The organism is Dehalococcoidia bacterium, from assembly GCA_035574915.1.
GTDB lineage: Bacteria > Chloroflexota > Dehalococcoidia > DSTF01 > WHTK01 > DATLYJ01.
Genome location: DATLYJ010000087.1, coordinates 13,902 through 29,273 on the forward strand (window position 1 = coordinate 13,902; position 15,372 = coordinate 29,273).

13 protein-coding genes are annotated in these 15,372 nt (G+C 67.6%); 6 read left to right on the forward strand and 7 right to left on the reverse strand.

Translation table 11 applies throughout. The features are described from left to right. Window positions 1-4: 4 nt before the first annotated feature. The 7 genes from VNN10_08165 to VNN10_08195 all read right to left on the reverse strand — a co-directional run bounded on the left by VNN10_08165 (window position 5) and on the right by VNN10_08195 (window position 9,992). Window positions 5-802 carry a PRC-barrel domain-containing protein gene (locus VNN10_08165; protein ID HXH21990.1) on the reverse strand — a complete coding sequence of 266 codons (798 nt, stop codon included), beginning with the start codon at window positions 800-802 and terminating at the stop codon, window positions 5-7. A 160-nt stretch (window positions 803-962) separates the two neighbouring features. After that, the gene (locus VNN10_08170; protein HXH21991.1) at window positions 963-2,495 is read right to left on the reverse strand and encodes a hypothetical protein; all 1,533 of its coding nucleotides are present in this window, start codon (window positions 2,493-2,495) and stop codon (window positions 963-965) included. Between the two features lie 74 nt (window positions 2,496-2,569). Then, the gene (locus tag VNN10_08175; GenBank protein HXH21992.1) at window positions 2,570-5,044 is read right to left on the reverse strand and encodes an ATP-dependent Clp protease ATP-binding subunit; all 2,475 of its coding nucleotides are present in this window, start codon (window positions 5,042-5,044) and stop codon (window positions 2,570-2,572) included. 120 nt (window positions 5,045-5,164) lie between these two features. Then, window positions 5,165-6,562: a S1 RNA-binding domain-containing protein gene (locus VNN10_08180; GenBank protein ID HXH21993.1), complete on the reverse strand. Its 1,398-nt coding sequence runs from the start codon at window positions 6,560-6,562 to the stop codon at window positions 5,165-5,167. 216 nt (window positions 6,563-6,778) lie between these two features. Continuing rightward, window positions 6,779-8,227 carry a tRNA lysidine(34) synthetase TilS gene (gene tilS, locus VNN10_08185; GenBank protein HXH21994.1) on the reverse strand — a complete coding sequence of 483 codons (1,449 nt, stop codon included), beginning with the start codon at window positions 8,225-8,227 and terminating at the stop codon, window positions 6,779-6,781. 145 nt (window positions 8,228-8,372) lie between these two features. Next, a complete protein-coding gene (locus tag VNN10_08190; protein HXH21995.1) occupies window positions 8,373-9,122 on the reverse strand; it encodes an HAD family hydrolase in 750 nt (249 codons plus the stop codon). Between the two features lie 3 nt (window positions 9,123-9,125). Further along, window positions 9,126-9,992, reverse strand: a complete 867-nt coding sequence (locus tag VNN10_08195; protein HXH21996.1) for an alpha/beta hydrolase — start codon at window positions 9,990-9,992, stop codon at window positions 9,126-9,128. A gap of 396 nt (window positions 9,993-10,388) precedes the next feature. Here VNN10_08195 and rpsB point away from each other — a divergent pair, with 396 nt between their 5' ends. The 6 genes from rpsB (at window position 10,389) to VNN10_08225 (ending at window position 15,366) form a co-directional block, all read left to right on the forward strand. Next, window positions 10,389-11,186 (forward strand): 30S ribosomal protein S2, encoded by a 798-nt coding sequence (gene rpsB, locus VNN10_08200; protein HXH21997.1) that lies wholly within the window; start codon window positions 10,389-10,391, stop codon window positions 11,184-11,186. Then, a complete protein-coding gene (gene tsf / locus VNN10_08205; protein HXH21998.1) occupies window positions 11,186-11,692 on the forward strand; it encodes a translation elongation factor Ts in 507 nt (168 codons plus the stop codon). Before rpsB ends, tsf begins: the two co-directional genes overlap by 1 nt. A 70-nt stretch (window positions 11,693-11,762) precedes the next feature. Continuing rightward, a complete protein-coding gene (gene frr / locus VNN10_08210; protein ID HXH21999.1) occupies window positions 11,763-12,320 on the forward strand; it encodes a ribosome recycling factor in 558 nt (185 codons plus the stop codon). A gap of 139 nt (window positions 12,321-12,459) precedes the next feature. Further along, a complete protein-coding gene (gene uppS / locus VNN10_08215; protein ID HXH22000.1) occupies window positions 12,460-13,209 on the forward strand; it encodes a polyprenyl diphosphate synthase in 750 nt (249 codons plus the stop codon). A gap of 157 nt (window positions 13,210-13,366) precedes the next feature. Further along, on the forward strand, window positions 13,367-14,212 hold the full coding sequence (locus VNN10_08220) for a phosphatidate cytidylyltransferase (protein HXH22001.1): 846 nt from the start codon (window positions 13,367-13,369) through the stop codon (window positions 14,210-14,212). Then, window positions 14,197-15,366 carry a 1-deoxy-D-xylulose-5-phosphate reductoisomerase gene (locus tag VNN10_08225; protein HXH22002.1) on the forward strand — a complete coding sequence of 390 codons (1,170 nt, stop codon included), beginning with the start codon at window positions 14,197-14,199 and terminating at the stop codon, window positions 15,364-15,366. Before VNN10_08220 ends, VNN10_08225 begins: the two co-directional genes overlap by 16 nt. Window positions 15,367-15,372 lie beyond the last annotated feature (6 nt).

Here is a 15,372-nt window from a genome sequence, read left to right on the forward strand (position 1 = left end):
GGGCCTATTCCCGCCGCGGCGAGGGTTCGCGCCAGTACTCCGGCAGCCCGTAGTGGGCGTGCAACCTCTCCTCGTACTCCCTGTCCAGACGCAGGTCCGGGGTGTACACGGGCGCGGCCTCGATCTTGGCCCGCGGCAGGTCCACGTGGACCTTACGGTCCGCCCAGCTTACGTACTCGATCCAGGGGACGCCGACCAGGTATTTCTGACCGCTCTGGAGGAACCCACCGCTATCGAGCACCAGGTAGCGGATCAGCCACGCCTCGTCATCGATAAGGAAGTCATCGACGCTTCCGAAGCTGTCGTCCGTTGCGCCGATCTTGTAACCGGCCACTTCTCGGGCGCTGTGAAGGTTCGGGTCGCCCTGAGAGGCCACATCCGCTGGCGTACCCGGCAGCGCCTCCGGCTCCGCCTTGCCCTCGAGGTACGCTTCAGGGGCGACGCCGACATAAGCTCCTGTGCCGATCAGGCCTCCGCCACCCCAGTAGTAGGGCCAGCGGTAGTAGTCGTGGTAGGCGATCTCGGCCTGACGGGACACGGGCCTGTCGGTGTCGATATCCGGGCTGTCCTTCACCTGCTGCTTCGTCAGCTGCACGTCAAGGGTTCGGCATTCCCAATCCAGGCCGCGCACGGCCACCGGGGCGATGAGGACCTTGCGTCCCAGGAGCCATGGTCCCGTGTCGATCACGAAGTAGCGCACCGTCCACTGCTCCGCGTCGAAGAACACATCGCGGACCTTGCCGATCTCGCCGTCTGTTGCCTGAATGGCTATGCCCTGCGTGTCCTTGAAGCTGCGCAGCATGGGCCACCTCCCTGCGGGTTCTCGACTCGACTATCGAGCACGCCGCGTAACAGGCGCCGGAAGGGAGGCCGCGGCGCCGTTTCAGCGCCGTCTAATGGCTAATGGCTAAAGGAGCGGCGCCACCTTCATACCGGGGAGGAGGGGGCGAGAAGGCGCGCGTCTAGGGCAGCGCAGAGCCTGCCGCCGATACCGGCGCGGCGCGGATGAACCCGCGGCCGGTATAGAAGAGGACCACGTCCTTGCCGCTCCGGCCCGGCGCGGCGCCGTCCACCTGGCCGCGGGCCACGTTCACCACGCGCACTTCCCGGTCGCGATAGATGGTCTTCGCGACGGCGTCCGGCCAGATATAGAACGTGTTCCAGATACCGTAGTAGATCACGATGCGAGCGCCGGGCGGGACTTCTGGCGCGGCCTCCTTGAGGCCCCGCGCCAGGATGCGGTAAGTCTCGGTATCGCGCGCAAAGGCGCGGTCGCGCTCCTGCGTGATGGAGGCGCCAACGCTGGCGAGAAACACCAGGACCACGGCGGTCGCCGCGACCACAACGGACGAAGCGGGGAGGTTGCGGGCAACGAGGGTGCCGGGAAGGGTCCCCTTCAAGACCTCCACGCCCCGCACCGTAGCCCAGGCGACGATGATGGCAAACGGCACCGCCGCGAGATAGAGATAGCGCGCAGGCGCCAGCGGCGCGGTCCAGAGAGTGAAGGGCGCCAGGCCAAGGAGCACCCAGACCACGAGAAAGCGCAGCCTGTTGGTGCCGGTGATGAGCGCAATGCCGAAAACGCCCAGAGCAACCGCGCCGGCCGCCCACTGGTCAGGCGTGATCTGCCCGAACCCGATGCCGTCCTTCGCCGGCCAGACCAGCTTCGAGGTCAGCGCCCACAGATGCTCAGGCATCTGCGGCCCGAACTGGATCCGTTCGAACCCCGGGTCATTCTTCGTACCGATGAACTGTAGGGGCGTCAGGAGCAGCAGGAGCAGGACGTAAGGCAGGCCTCGCAGGAGCGCCCTCTTGATCCTGCCGCCAGCTTCTCCGTCAAAGGCTAAGCCGTATAGCGGCGCGAGGGGAGCGAGGGCGAGAGCGACCTCATCCGAGAGGCCGGCGAGTACGAAGAGGAGGAAGGAGGCCGCCTCGAGCCTCCAGCTCTTTCCCGCCATCGCGCGCTGCAGCACGACCAGCGATGCCAGAGCGAACAGCACCGCCATCAGGCGCGGCGCGTTCGTAATCCAGGAGACGCTGACAACGTGGTTCGGGAACAGCGTGAGGAAGGCACAGGCGACGAGCGCTACGCCACGCCCGAAGCCGGCCTGCAGGCAGAAAGCATAGAGGAGGATGAGCGTCGCGACGAAGAAGGAGAGGCTAGCCACGTGGTAGGCGACCTCGTTCAGGCCGAAGCTCTCCCACATCACCAGGTAGTAGACCTCGCCCAGCGGCCGCCAGTAGACGTTCGTGTCCTGGAAGGTCAGCACCTCACCGAGGTGCTGCAGCGTCGGCACCGTGGCGAGGTCGATGAAGGCCAGGTAGTCGTCCCCGTGGAAGTAGTCGTCCAGAGTGGGCAGATTGACGCCCACGGCTATGAGACAGACGGCGAGCAAGGGCATGTGGCCGGCAAGCCGTCGCAACGACGCGAAACTGCCCCGGCGCAATCCGAGCGCCGAGGCAGTCCGTGTTGGCGCTATGGCCGTGGTGCTCAACCTCACTCCTTCTCCGTACAGCGGGCTTGCCCCGAGCCCGGCCGGAGTAGTGTTGGGCTAGCCACTATCGCACGCTAGGTGCTGGAGGCGAGTGCCGGAGCCTCCTGCTTGGTAAGTACGACCTCCCCGGCGTCCGATACGTCGATCAGGACCGTGTCGCCGGGCCCGAAGCGCCCTTCGAGCAGCGCCTCGGACAGGCGGTCCTCGATCTCGTTCTGGATCACGCGGCGCAGCGGCCGGGCGCCGAAGACCGGGTCGTAGCCCTTCTCGCCGAGCCAGTCGCGCGCCCTGTCCGTCGCCTCCATGCTGATGCCCTTGACCAGGAGGTTCTTGGACACCTCGCGCAGCTGGAGGTCGACGATCGAGCGGATGTGCTCCCGCGCCAGGGCGTGGAACACGATCTGGGCGTCGATCCGGTTGAGGAACTCGGGCCGGAAGACGCGCTTCAGCTCGTCCGTCACCTTCTCCTTCATGCGCTTGTACTGCTGCTCCGCCGTCTTCGCCTCCTCAGTCTTGACCGAGAAGCCCAGGGCGCTCTCGCGGCGGATGAGGTCAGAGCCGACGTTCGAGGTCATGATGATGATCGTATTGCGGAAGTCCACTTTGCGGCCCTTCGCGTCGGTCAGCGAGCCATCATCGAAGACCTGCAGCAGCATGTTGAACACGTCCGGGTGAGCCTTCTCGATCTCGTCGAGCAGGATCAGGCAGTAGGACTTGCGCCGGACGGTGTCCGTCAGCTGGCCGCCGTCGTCGTAGCCGATGTAGCCCGGAGGGGCGCCGACCAGCCGCGACACGTTGTGCTTCTCCATGAACTCGGACATGTCGAGCCGCACCATCGCGTCCTGGCTGCCGAACATGAACTCGGCCAGCACCTTCGGCAGGTAGGTCTTGCCCACACCCGTAGGCCCGAGGAACAGGAAGACGCCGATAGGCCGCCTTGGGTCCTTGAGGCCCGCGCGCGAGCGGCGGACGGCCTTGGTGATGGCCGTGATCGCCTCGTCCTGGCCGACCACCTTGGCGCGCAGCGCGTCCTCCATCTGGAGCAGGCGTTGCGACTCCTCGCTGGCGATGCGCGTGACGGGGATGCCCGTCCACATCGCCACAACTTCGGCGATGTCTTCCTCGGTGACCTCGGGAAGGACGGACCCGCGCTCGACGTCCAGGCCCTCTTCCATCTTCTCGATGCGGTCCTGGAGCTTCAGTTCACGGTCGCGCAGCTCCGCGGCGAACTCGTACTGCTGCGCGGCGATCGCCTGGTCCTTCTCGCGTCGCAGGCTCTCCAGGCCGCGCACCGCCTCCTGCAGGGAGGGCGGGGTCGCGCTCTTGCGGATGCGGACGTGCGACGCTGCCTCGTCGACGAGGTCGATGGCCTTGTCAGGGAGGAAGCGGTCGGAGACATAGCGCGCGGCCAGCTCGGCAGCGGCCTTCAACGCCTCGTCCGTGATCTTCAGCTTGTGGTGCTCCTCGTACCGCTCGCGGATGCCCTTGAGGATCTCGATGGTCTCCTCGACCGTGGGCTCTTCGACGAGGATGGGTTGCAGGCGCCGCTCGAGCGCCGAGTCGCGCTCGATGTGCTTGCGATAGTCGTCGTTCGTCGTGGCCCCGATGCACTGCAACTCGCCCCGGGCGAGCGACGGCTTCAGTATGTTGGCGGCGTCGACCGCACCTTCAGCAGCGCCGGCCCCGACGAGCATGTGCATCTCGTCGATGAAGAGGACACAATTGCCGGAGGTCTTGATCTCGTCGATCACCTTCTTCAGGCGCTCTTCGAACTCACCGCGATACTTCGTGCCCGCGACGAGCGAGCCGATGTCGAGAGTGAGCAAGCGCTTTCCCTGCAGGGTCTCCGGCACGTCGCCGGCCACGATGCGGTGCGCCAGACCTTCGACGATCGCCGTCTTGCCGACACCGGGCTCGCCGATGAGGATCGGGTTGTTCTTCTGCCGGCGCGAAAGGATCTGGATCAGGCGCTGGATCTCGCGGTCTCGGCCCACGACGGGGTCAAGCTTGCCGGCCCGCGCCATCGCTGTCAGGTCGATGCCCAGCTGGTCGACCGTTGGCGTGCGCGTGCTGGCGCGGCCACCAGCAGGCGTGCTCTGCGGCATGCTCTGGGAAAGGATGCGAGTCGTCTCAGTGCGCACGCGCTCCAGGCTGACGCCGAGCGACTCCAGCACCCCGAAGGCGATGCCCTCGCCCTCGCGGACCAGGCCCAGCAGCAGGTGCTCTGTGCCGATGTAGCTGTGGTTGAGCCGGCGCGCTTCTTCGACGGCCAGCTCGATCACCTTCTTGGCGCGAGGCGTGAGCCCGATCTCCGTGTTGACCTGCTTCTCGCCGCGGCCAATGATGAACTCCACGGCGGAGCGGACCTTGCTCAGCTCGACGCCAAGGTTGTTGAGTACCTTTGCTGCTACGCCATCCCCCTCGCGAACAAGCCCGAGGAGGAGGTGTTCAGTCCCGATGAAGTTGTGATTGAACCGCTGGGCCTCTTCCTGGGCCAGCGTCAGTACGCGGCGCGCTCTCTCTGTGAACTTGTCGAATCGGTCTGCCATAACGCTGCTAGCGCCCCCTTGCTGAATTCAGGTTAGCACGGGACAAATAGCTAGTCCAACCTGGGACAGACCCCGTTCGTTAAGCCTGCGTTTCCTCCAACCGCACTCTGAACGAGCCGCTTAGGCGTCCTCCGGCGGGGTATCAGAGGCAAGCTTCTCGTCCAGCTTCAAGGCCGCAAACGCGGCCGCCATCTGCGTCTGAGGCTCTTCGTCCTCCAATTGCCGGGCGGGCGCCTTCTCGGCTGCGGGCCGCGGCGTGCCATTAGTCGAGGAGGCAGCGCGCCTGGACTGCTGGGCGTCGAAGCGCTGCAAGATCGAGCGGTCGCCCGTCTCCTCCGCCACGGCCTCGAGCTCGCTCCGGACCTGCTCCCGGATGTGCTCGGGGACAAAGGTGACCTCGCCGTCCGGCCCGAACTCGAAGCCCATCATCTCGCCGCGCTCGCGCGCCTGCTTGAAAGAAAGGCCGATGCGGTGCCGGTCCGGCTCGATCCGCACCACCCGCAGCGGGACGATGTCGCCCACGTTCACTGCCTCTTTCGGGTGGTTGATCCGGCGGTCTGCCAGCTCCGATATGTGGATTAACCCTTCTACTGGTCCTTCAATTCTTGCGTAAGCGCCGAAGGTGACGAGCTTGGTAATCACGCCCGCCACGACGTCGTTTACATGGTATTTATCGACAATTGCCTTCCATTGCTCAGGCTGCGCCCGGCGGATGCTCAGGGCAATCTTTTTCGTGTCGGCGTCCACCTTCATCACGTAGACGTCGACCTCGTCGCCGACCTTGAACATTTCCTCCGGCGGGCGGGCCCGGTCCCACGAGAGCTCGTTCAGGTGCACCAGGCCATCGGCGCCGCCAAGGTCGACGAAGACTCCGAAGTTGCGGATGGAGCTGATGCGGCCGCGGCGGACCTCGCCCTCCTGCAGTTCAGACAGCAGGCGGTCTTTCTGCTGGCTGCGCCACTCCTGGAGGGCGCCGCGCTCGGAAAGGATCACGCGGTTGCGGCGCCGGTTCAGCTCGATGACCTTGAGGCGCAGGGACTTGCCTACGGCCTGGGCCAGCGAACTGCCCGTCTCGTCGTTGCGGTCCGGGCGGAAGCCCACGAGCTGGGAGAGCGGCACGAAGGCGGCGACGCCCTCGACATTTACAAGCAGGCCGCCCTTGTTGTAGCCGGAGACCTCGGCCTCGAAGCTCTCGCCGTCCTCCAACCGCTGCTGCAGGAGGCGCCAGCCATGCTCGCCGCGCGCTCTGTCCAGTGAGAGAAGGATGTCGCCTTCCTGGGTCTCCGGCTGCAGTACGTACGCTACGACCTTCTGACCAATCTCGACGCGGCGAAGGGGCTCCGCGCCGAGAGAGTGCATTTCATTTGCAGGGATTACACCCTCAGACTTTGACCCAATATCAACGACCACCGCATCGCGGTTGATTGCGATAATCGTGCCTTCGATGACGTCTCCTCTCCGCAACGAGCGAATTGAGGATCGCTCCTCCGCCTCGAGCAAGGCCGCCATCGACATCATCGAATCGTCTTCGCCCGTATCTCCCCTCCGACCGCCGTTTCCGGTGGCGTTATTCACCAATCTGTTCTTCCTCCCGCCGGCAGGCCCTGTTTCCGGGCCCAAGCGTCCGTAGATTCTAACATATGGGACTGCAATGGAGATCGGCCTTCAGGGCGCGAGAGCCCTGTTGGCCGCCGTCAGCTTGCCTGCCCCGGCGAGGGCGTCCCGCGCAGAAGTTCAGTTCTCGGCGGCCCCGTAGGACAGCACGACGGCAGGGCTGCCTTCGCGCGGCTTCGCCCACTCCGCGAGCCTCAGGCCGCCCAACCAGGCGATGCCGCCCGCGCCCTCGAAGACGGGGATGGCCGCGCGCTCATCCCTCGGGACGCGCGCATCAACGAAGATGTCCTGCACCTTCTTCGTGCCGCTCATGCCGGCCGGCTGCATGCGGTCCCCGGCGCGCCAGCGGCGCACGCAGAGCTCCGGGCCCAGCGCCGCGGCGTCGGCCCGCACACTGGCGATCGCCCCGGCGAGCGGCCGATCGCCGGCAGCTACCACGAGGCCACCGAGCCTCGCTTCGCCCGGCACAGACAGTCGAACGCCCTCCGGCGGCAGGGGAGGCCTGGCCAGCGTCCCGCCCCTTCGCAGTATCAGGACGCCGGCCCGTGCCGCGGCCGTGACGCCGCGAGGCAGGTCGAGCCGGCGGCCTCCGGCCGGGCCGGTAGCAGCCCGCTCGACAGCCACGATGTGGCGCTCGTTGAAGCCCTGGAGGTCACCGAGAAGACGCAAGAGCGCCAGGCGGACCGCGTGGCGCCGGACTCCGGCGGGCATCGAACGCAGGCGCCTACGGTCCAGCGCGATGCCCTCGCCGGACGGCGCGACGGCTTCCGCCGCAAGCTCCATGAGGGCGGCCTCGTCCTCTCGCGCGGCGTCAGCCAGGCGGGCCAGGGACTCTTCGATGCGGGGGTTGTAGCGCCGCAGCTCCGGCATGAGGTCGTTGCGGACCTGGTTGCGCAGAAAGGCGCGGGAGCGGTTGCTGGCGTCTTCGACCGGCTGCCAGCCGGATGCGCGACAGTAGGCCTCCGTTTCCTGCCGGCGCAGTCCTAACAGCGGGCGCACGAGCGTGAGGCCATCATGCCCGCCCGATGGCCAGCGCGACCGCGGATGCATGCCGCCGAGGCCCGTAAGTCCGGAGCCGCGCAGGATGTGCATGAGCACCGTCTCAGCCTGGTCGTCCAGCGTGTGCCCCACGGCCACGGTCGCCACGCCTCGTCCCTCGGCGACGGACGCCAGGAAATCGTACCGTGCCCGGCGTGCTGCTTCCTCCAGCGTCAGGCGCTGCTCCCGCTGCAGTCGCGCCACGTCTCCGCCGCCGCTGACAAGCTCGACCCCGCAGCGACGCGCGAGCTCCCCGACCGCCCTCAGCTCAGTCCGGGAGGCCCTGGCGCCCCGGAGACGGTGGTCGAAGTAGGCGGCGATGAGCTCTAGCTTCCTGCGGCTGGCGAGCGCGGCAAGCGCGAGCAGCATCGCGCTGGAATCGGGCCCGCCGGACACGGCCACCAGCAGCCGGCCGTCCGGTGGCCACAGGGCCTGCTGGTCGCAGTACCGCGCGATGCGTCGCTGGATGTCGCGGCGCAGTTTCTCGGCTCCGCCGATTGGCCCCCTTGCTGCCCCAAATGTGCCAGTCACCGTCCGAATGTAGCAGACGTAGAGTACCGCCGGCGGGACCGCGGACGCGCGGGGTGAAGACGTCCGGCAGGCAGACGCCTCCCTCTGCCTGTCAGCCGGCGGGCCTCGCCTGGGAGGACGCGTGAGCCTGCGCGAGCCCTGCAGCTCAACGCAGGAATGGAAGCTCCAGGAGTTCCGAAAGGTCCTGGATCAGGTGATCCGCCTCGTGGCTCTCCTCGGCCGTCGGCTCTCGCCCGTTGAGCTTCAGCACCGCCGTCATGCCCAGGGCTCGCGCGCCCCTGACGTCGTTCTCGAAGGAGTCGCCGACCATGACTGCTTCCGTGGCCGAAACGCCGAGGTCCTTGAGGGCGCGCTCGAAGACGGCTGCGTGAGGCTTGCGCCGGCCGACCTGCGAACTGCAAACGATGGCCTGGAAGTGCTGGCGGATTCCCAGTTCCTCGAAGTCCGCGCTCAGCGCCCCTGCCCCGTTGAGCCGGTTCGAAACGACCGCCATCGCCAACCCGCGCTGGCCTAGCCGCTCCAGCGTCGCTGCGGTGTCCGGGAACAGCGCCCGCCCGTACTCGCGGGCCGGTACGTCCAGCGCCTCCCAGGCCGCGAGCAGCCACGGCGCCTCCAGCCTCGTGCCCTTCGCGGCCAGGAACTCGGCGAGGAGGCCCGGCCCGTTGGGCGCGCCCAGGGAGGCCGCCTCTTCCCCCTCCCGACGGCGGGCGAAGGACCAGAACTCGCTGCTGACCGCTAGGGGGTCCAACCGCACCCCGGCCTCGCTGAAAACCGGCGCCAGCCGTCGCGCCTCCAGTTCCGTCAGGCGCGCGAAGTCGGCCTCGTCCCCCTTCCACCCCGGGGCATCGCCCCACAGCGTGCCGTCGAGGTCGAAGAGGACGGCGCGCAGGGCCAAGGGCTACCCTCGCCGCCCGTTCCCGCCCGCCGCGGCGGCTGCCGTCCCCGCCGGGACCACGCCGAGCAGGTGGCGGCGCAGGAACAGGTCGATGAGCGCCGCCGTCTGGCGGCCGTAGTCCGGCGCCGCGTCGAAGGCGTGCGGTTGTCCGCCGAAGACGTGCAGTTCTGCCAGAGCGCCTGCCTGGGTCAGCGCCTCATACATCTTGAAGCTGTCGCCGACAGGCACCGTCGTGTCCTTGTTGCCGTGCACCAGCATCGTCGGCGGGAAGTCGGCGCGCGCGTAGGTCAGGGGGTTTGCGGCCCGATAGTCCTCGTCCGAGGCGTCCGGGCCCATCAGGGCTGAAACCGCGCCCGCAACGCCCTGGCGTTCGTAGCGCCGGATAAGGGCCGTTGGCGGGTAGATGGCGACGCAGGCCCCCACCTCCGTGCTCACGCCCGGAGTGCCGCCCTCGCCGTCGAACTGTGGCATGTTGGCCGTCGCCGCGACCATCAGCGACAGGTGCCCGCCGGCCGAGTTGCCCGAGACGGCTATCTTGTCGGGGTCGATGCCGAGCCGGCCGGCGTTGGCCCGCATCCAGCGCAGCGCCGCCTTCACGTCGTGGAGTTGAGCCGGCCACTTCGCCTCGCCGGAGAGCCGGTACTCGGTAGATACCAGCGTGTAGCCCACGCGTCCCAGGAGAATGCCGAAGCCGCGTAGCTGCGTGCGGTCGCCGCCGCTCCAGCCACCGCCGTGGATGAGCAGGATGCCCGCCCGGTTCGACATGCCCTCCGGCGGCCGGTAGATGTCCAGCCGCAGCTCGCGCCCTCCGCCCGTCCCGAAAACGACGTCCATCTCGAAAGTCACGCGCCCCGCCGCTGCGTCAGTCATGTTGCCCTCCTCGCTGCCGCATTTTAGCGGCGCTAGGCGCAAAGAGCAGCGATGAGAGGGCCGACGAAGGAGATCAGAGAGGGGCAGGACAGGACGAAGGAGTGGCACTGGCCAGCCGGCGCTCGCTTCGAGCGGGTCCACGGGCTGCAGGAGTGAGGCTTCCATTTTCTTGTCGTGGTGCCGTCTGCGTGCCCTGCGCTCGTGCCCTGTGCTCGCTCGCGCTGCCTGCTATACTTTTCTCCCGTAATCGCGCGCTATTCCCATTCAGCGCTTCGATTGAAAGTCAGCTTCGGTCAGCCGCCCGGTGCGCCGCGCGGGGCCGGGGCAATGAGCGGCGGTCTGAACGCAAGGAGGACACGGTAGAGGGTGACCACGAGCACACGCACGACTGTTAGCATGAAAGCCCTGCTGGAAGCGGGCGCACACTTCGGCCACCAGACCAGGCGCTGGGACCCGCGCATGAAGCCCTTCATCTTCACCCAGCGCAACGGCATCCACATCATTGACCTGCAGCAAACGGTGCGCCGTCTCGAAGAGGCGAGCGAGTTCATAAGCGACCTCGTGGCCAACGGCGGCACCGTGCTCTTCGTCGGCACAAAGAAGCAAGCCCAGGAGACCATCCAGGCCGAGGCCACCCGCTGCGGCATGCCATACGTGAACAGTCGCTGGCTCGGCGGCACCCTGACCAACTTCACCACCATTCAGGGCCGCATCGACCACCTCGTGCGCCTCGAAGACGCGAGCGAGCGCGGCGAGTTCGCGCGCATGTCCAAGAAGGACATCCTCAAGATCGAAGAAGAGATCATGCGCCTGAACCGCCACTTTGGCGGCATCAAGGAGATGACGAAGCTCCCGGCGGCGCTCTACATCGTCGACCCCAGCATGGAGTACATCGCCGTCTCCGAGGCGAACCGCGTCGGCATCCCCATCGTCGCGATGACCGACACGAACTGCAACCCGGAGCTCATCGACTACCCCATCCCCTCGAACGATGACGCCATTCGCGCCATCCGCCTCATCACCGCCCGCATCGCCGACGCCGTGCTCGAAGGCATGCAGCGGCGCGAGTTCGGCGCCGAAGGCGAGGAGTTCGAGTTCGCCGAGGGCCAGCGCAGCTACTCCGCCTCCCCCGATGAACCGACACCGGGCGAGCCCTCCGAGGCGGCCCTGGAAGCCGAAACGGAGACCGCCTGATGCCTGACGTATCGATGGAGAAGATCAAGCAGCTCCGCGAGCGCACCAGCGCCGGGGTGATGGACTGCAAGCGCGCGCTGGAGCAGTCCGGCGGCGACATGGAAAAGGCGGAGAAGCTGCTCGCCGAGTGGGGTATGGCTTCCGCCAGCAAGAAGGCGCACCGCGTTACCGCCCAGGGGCTGGTCGAGAGCTACATCCACGCCGGCGGCCGTATCGGCGTCATCGTCGAAGTTAACTGCGAGACCGACTTCGTCGCCCGGACGGACGAGTTCCGGAAACTGGCCCACGATATCGCCATGCAGATCGCGGCGCAGAACCCCATCGTTGTCCACGAAGAGGACCTGCCCGAGGGCTTCGAAGGCCTGCCGACCGAGGCCGTGCTGATGCTCCAGCCCTTCATCCGCGACCCGTCCAGGACGATCCGCGACCTGGTGAACGAGGCGATCGGTAAGACAGGAGAGAACATCCAGGTGCGCCGCTTCGCTCGCTTCGAGATTGGAGAGTAGGCGGGCAGGCGCGGCTGGGAAGGAGCGCGGCGTCTCCGCCTCCAGCGGCGCCCGGACTTGAGGTTCGGCCATGATCCAGGATGTCATCAGGGATGCCGAAGACCGGATGAAGAAGTCGGTCGAAGCGCTTCAGCGCGAGCTGACCGCCATTCGCACCGGCCATGCCCACGTGGGCCTCGTCGATCACATCCGGGTCGATTACTACGGCACGCAAACGCCCCTGAACCAAATGGCCACGGTCGCGGCGCCGGAGCCCCGTCTCCTCACCATCCAGCCCTGGGACCGCAGCGCCCTAAGCGCCATCGAAAAGGCGATCCAGAAGTCGGACCTGGGCCTCACGCCCTCGAACGACGGCGTCATGATCCGCCTCCCCATCCCACCCCTCACGGAGCAGCGCCGCAAAGAGCTGATCAAGGTCGTCCACGCCCGCGTCGAAGAGGGCCGCGTTGCGGTGCGCAACGTCCGTCGCGACGCCGTGGAGAAGGTGCGGCGTATGGTCCATGACAAAGAAGCCTCGGAGGATGACCAGCGGAAGGCGCAGGATCAGCTCCAGAAGCTCACCGACAAGTACATTGCCGAGATCGATCAGCGAGGCAAGGCCAAAGAGGCCGAGCTGATGGAGGTCTAGCGAACGCCTTGACCTGCAAAACGACCTCCCGCCGCGGCTCGTCTGCCTGCGCCGGCAACGCGCCCAAGTCGACCCTCATGGACGGACCTTGGTAGCGACAGCATCACCCAAAGCCGCCCCTACGGCCGCCTCCACCGCAGTGCAGCCGCCACGGCCGCTCCCGCGCCACGTCGCCATCATCATGGACGGAAACGGGCGCTGGGCCGCGGAACGTGGCCTCTCCCGGCAGGCCGGGCATCGCGCTGGCACCGAGAACATCCGCCGCCTCATCGAGGCTTTCGCCGAGCGCGGTATCGAATACCTCACCCTCTATGCGTTCTCGACCGAGAACTGGGCCCGGCCCCGCCGCGAAGTCAGCACGCTTATCCGACTCCTCAGCCGTGTCCTGCAGCGTGAACTCGGGGCGCTGCATGAAAACGGCGTCCGGCTCTTGCACATCGGCTCGCTCGCTCCGCTCTCCGCGGACTTGCAGAGGAAGATATGCGACGCCATCGAGCTCACCAAAGACAACAAGCGCATGACCGTCTGCCTGGCCTTCAACTACGGCGGCCGCGCCGAGATCGTGGAGGCGGCGCGCCGCATCGTGCGGGAAGGCATCCCCGCCTCCGAGATCACCGAGGACGTCATCGCCGCTCACCTCGACACCAGGGGCATCCCTGACCCGGACCTGATCATCCGCACGGCGGGTGAGATGCGCCTATCGAATTTCCTCCTCTGGCAGGCCGCCTACGCGGAGTACTACTCGACGCCCACCTACTGGCCGGACTTCGACGAAGCCGAGATCGACCGGGCCCTGGCCGCCTACGCCTCGCGGGAGCGCCGCTTCGGCGGCCTGAAGCCCGTGAAGGCGTCGAAGGCCGCCCGCAACGGCCTCCACGCCAAGACCTGAACCACCGCCATGTCGCCCACATCCCGCCGCTGCGAGCCCGCCCGGGCGAAGCAACCGGTGGCGGCCGCTTGCGGGCGTCCCCTCCACTCACGGGCCTCCGCGGAGCTTCCCGCCGCGAAGTCCCGCCACATTCGCCTTCGGCTTCGCGGAGCAGGGCATGACTGAGACGGCGATGCCGCGGTCTTCCGGGCGGGCCGGCCTCTTCCGCCTCCCCAACCTCGCTCAGCGCGTCCTCACGGCTGCCGCCGGCATCCCCCTGATCATCGGCGCCGTCTGGGCCGGGGGCTGGTGGTTCGCCGCGGTCGTAGCGGTCGCCGCGGCCGTCGCGGTGCTGGAGGTCCAGGCCTCCAGGCGCCACCTGCTCAACCCTGTATCCTTGGCCGCTGCCGCGCTGGCAGCCCTGCTAGTGGTGGCGGCAAAGCTCGGCTTTGAGGACCTGCCCTGGGCGCTGGCGCTCGTTGCGCTCGTCCCTGCTGCCGCCATCGCCCTGACTCGCGACCCGCGGGAGCAGGTCATCGACTGGCTCTGGGCAGTAGCTCCTGTCGTCTATATCGGCTGGCTGGCGGCGCACTTCGTCCTCCTGCGTGAGGCCCCGGACGGCCGCGACTGGGTCCTGGTCACCCTGCTCGCGGTCTGGATCGGCGATACAGGCGCCTATTTCGTCGGGCGGCCACTGGGCCGCCGCAAGCTGGCGCCGCACGTCAGCCCGGGCAAGACCTGGGAGGGCGCGGCTGGCGGCCAGATCGCCGGGTTCGCCGCCGTAGCCGGTCTCATGCAAGCCTTCGGCCTCGACGCCGACACCGTGCACGTCGTCGCGTTGGGACTGCTGGTGCCGGCCGCCGCACTCATCGGCGACCTGGCCGAGTCCGCGATCAAGCGGGGCCTGGGCGTCAAAGACAGCAGCGGCCTGGTGCCAGGCCACGGCGGCGTCCTCGACCGCCTCGACAGCCTGCTGTTCGCCGCCCCGACCGTATACTGGTACTTGAGATGGTTGGTCCTCTGAAGCCGAGCCGGGTAGCCGTCCTCGGCTCGACCGGGTCGATAGGCCGCCAGACCCTCGACGTCATCCGCGCGCACCCCGACCGCTTCCAGGTAGTCGGCCTCGCCGCCGGCAAAAACACCGAAGCGCTCGCCCGGCAGGTGGCCGAGTTTCGGCCCGCCATGGTCTGCTGTGCCGATGGCGACGCCCTCCGCGCGCACCTCGAGGCGCTGCCCGGGAGCATCAAGCCTCCCGAACGTGTGTCATTGAGCGCCATGGCCGCGGCCCCGGAAGCGGACATCGTCGTCTCCGCGATCGTTGGCGCCGAAGGCCTCCAGCCCACACTCGCCGCCCTCTCGGCCGGCAAGCCGGTCGCCCTGGCGAACAAGGAAGCGATGGTCATGGCCGGGCATCTCGTGTCCGCTGCGGCCGCAAAGGGTGGCGGCGAGGTCCGCCCGGTCGACAGCGAGCACAGCGCCATCTGGCAATGCCTCGCCGGCCACGACCGCGCCGCCGTGCGCCGTCTCATCATCACCGCTTCCGGCGGCGCCCTGCGAGACCTGGCCCCGGACGAACTGCAAGCCGTCACGCCTGCACGGGCGCTCGAGCACCCAACCTGGCTGATGGGCCGTCGCATTACCATCGACTCGGCGACGCTGTTCAACAAGGGCCTCGAGGTGATCGAGGCCCACTGGCTTTTCGGCATCCCATTCGAGCGCATCGACGTCCTCATGCACCGCGAGAGCATCGTGCACTCGCTGGTCGAGATGAATGACGGTTCGCTCATGGCGCAGCTCTCCATGCCCGACATGCGCCTGCCGATCCAGTACGCGCTCACGTACCCGGAGCGCCTGTCCCTCGACCTGCCGCGGCTCGACCTCGCGCGCCTCGGCTCACTGACCTTCGCCGAAGCTGACATGGAGCGCTACCCCTGTCTGGGCCTGGCCCTGGCCGCGGGACGGCAAGGCGGGACCGCGCCTGCCGCGCTTGCGGCCGCCGATGAGGAGGCAGTGGAGGCCTTCCTGGACGAGCGCCTCCCCTTCGTCGATATCCCCAGGCTGCTTGCCGATACTCTAGAAAGGCATACTCCGGTCGCCGTCCCCTGCCTCGAAGAGGTCCTCGAGGCCGACGCGGCCGCGAGGCGCTTCGCGCGGCGGTGGATTGCCTCCCGCAAGTGAGTTTGC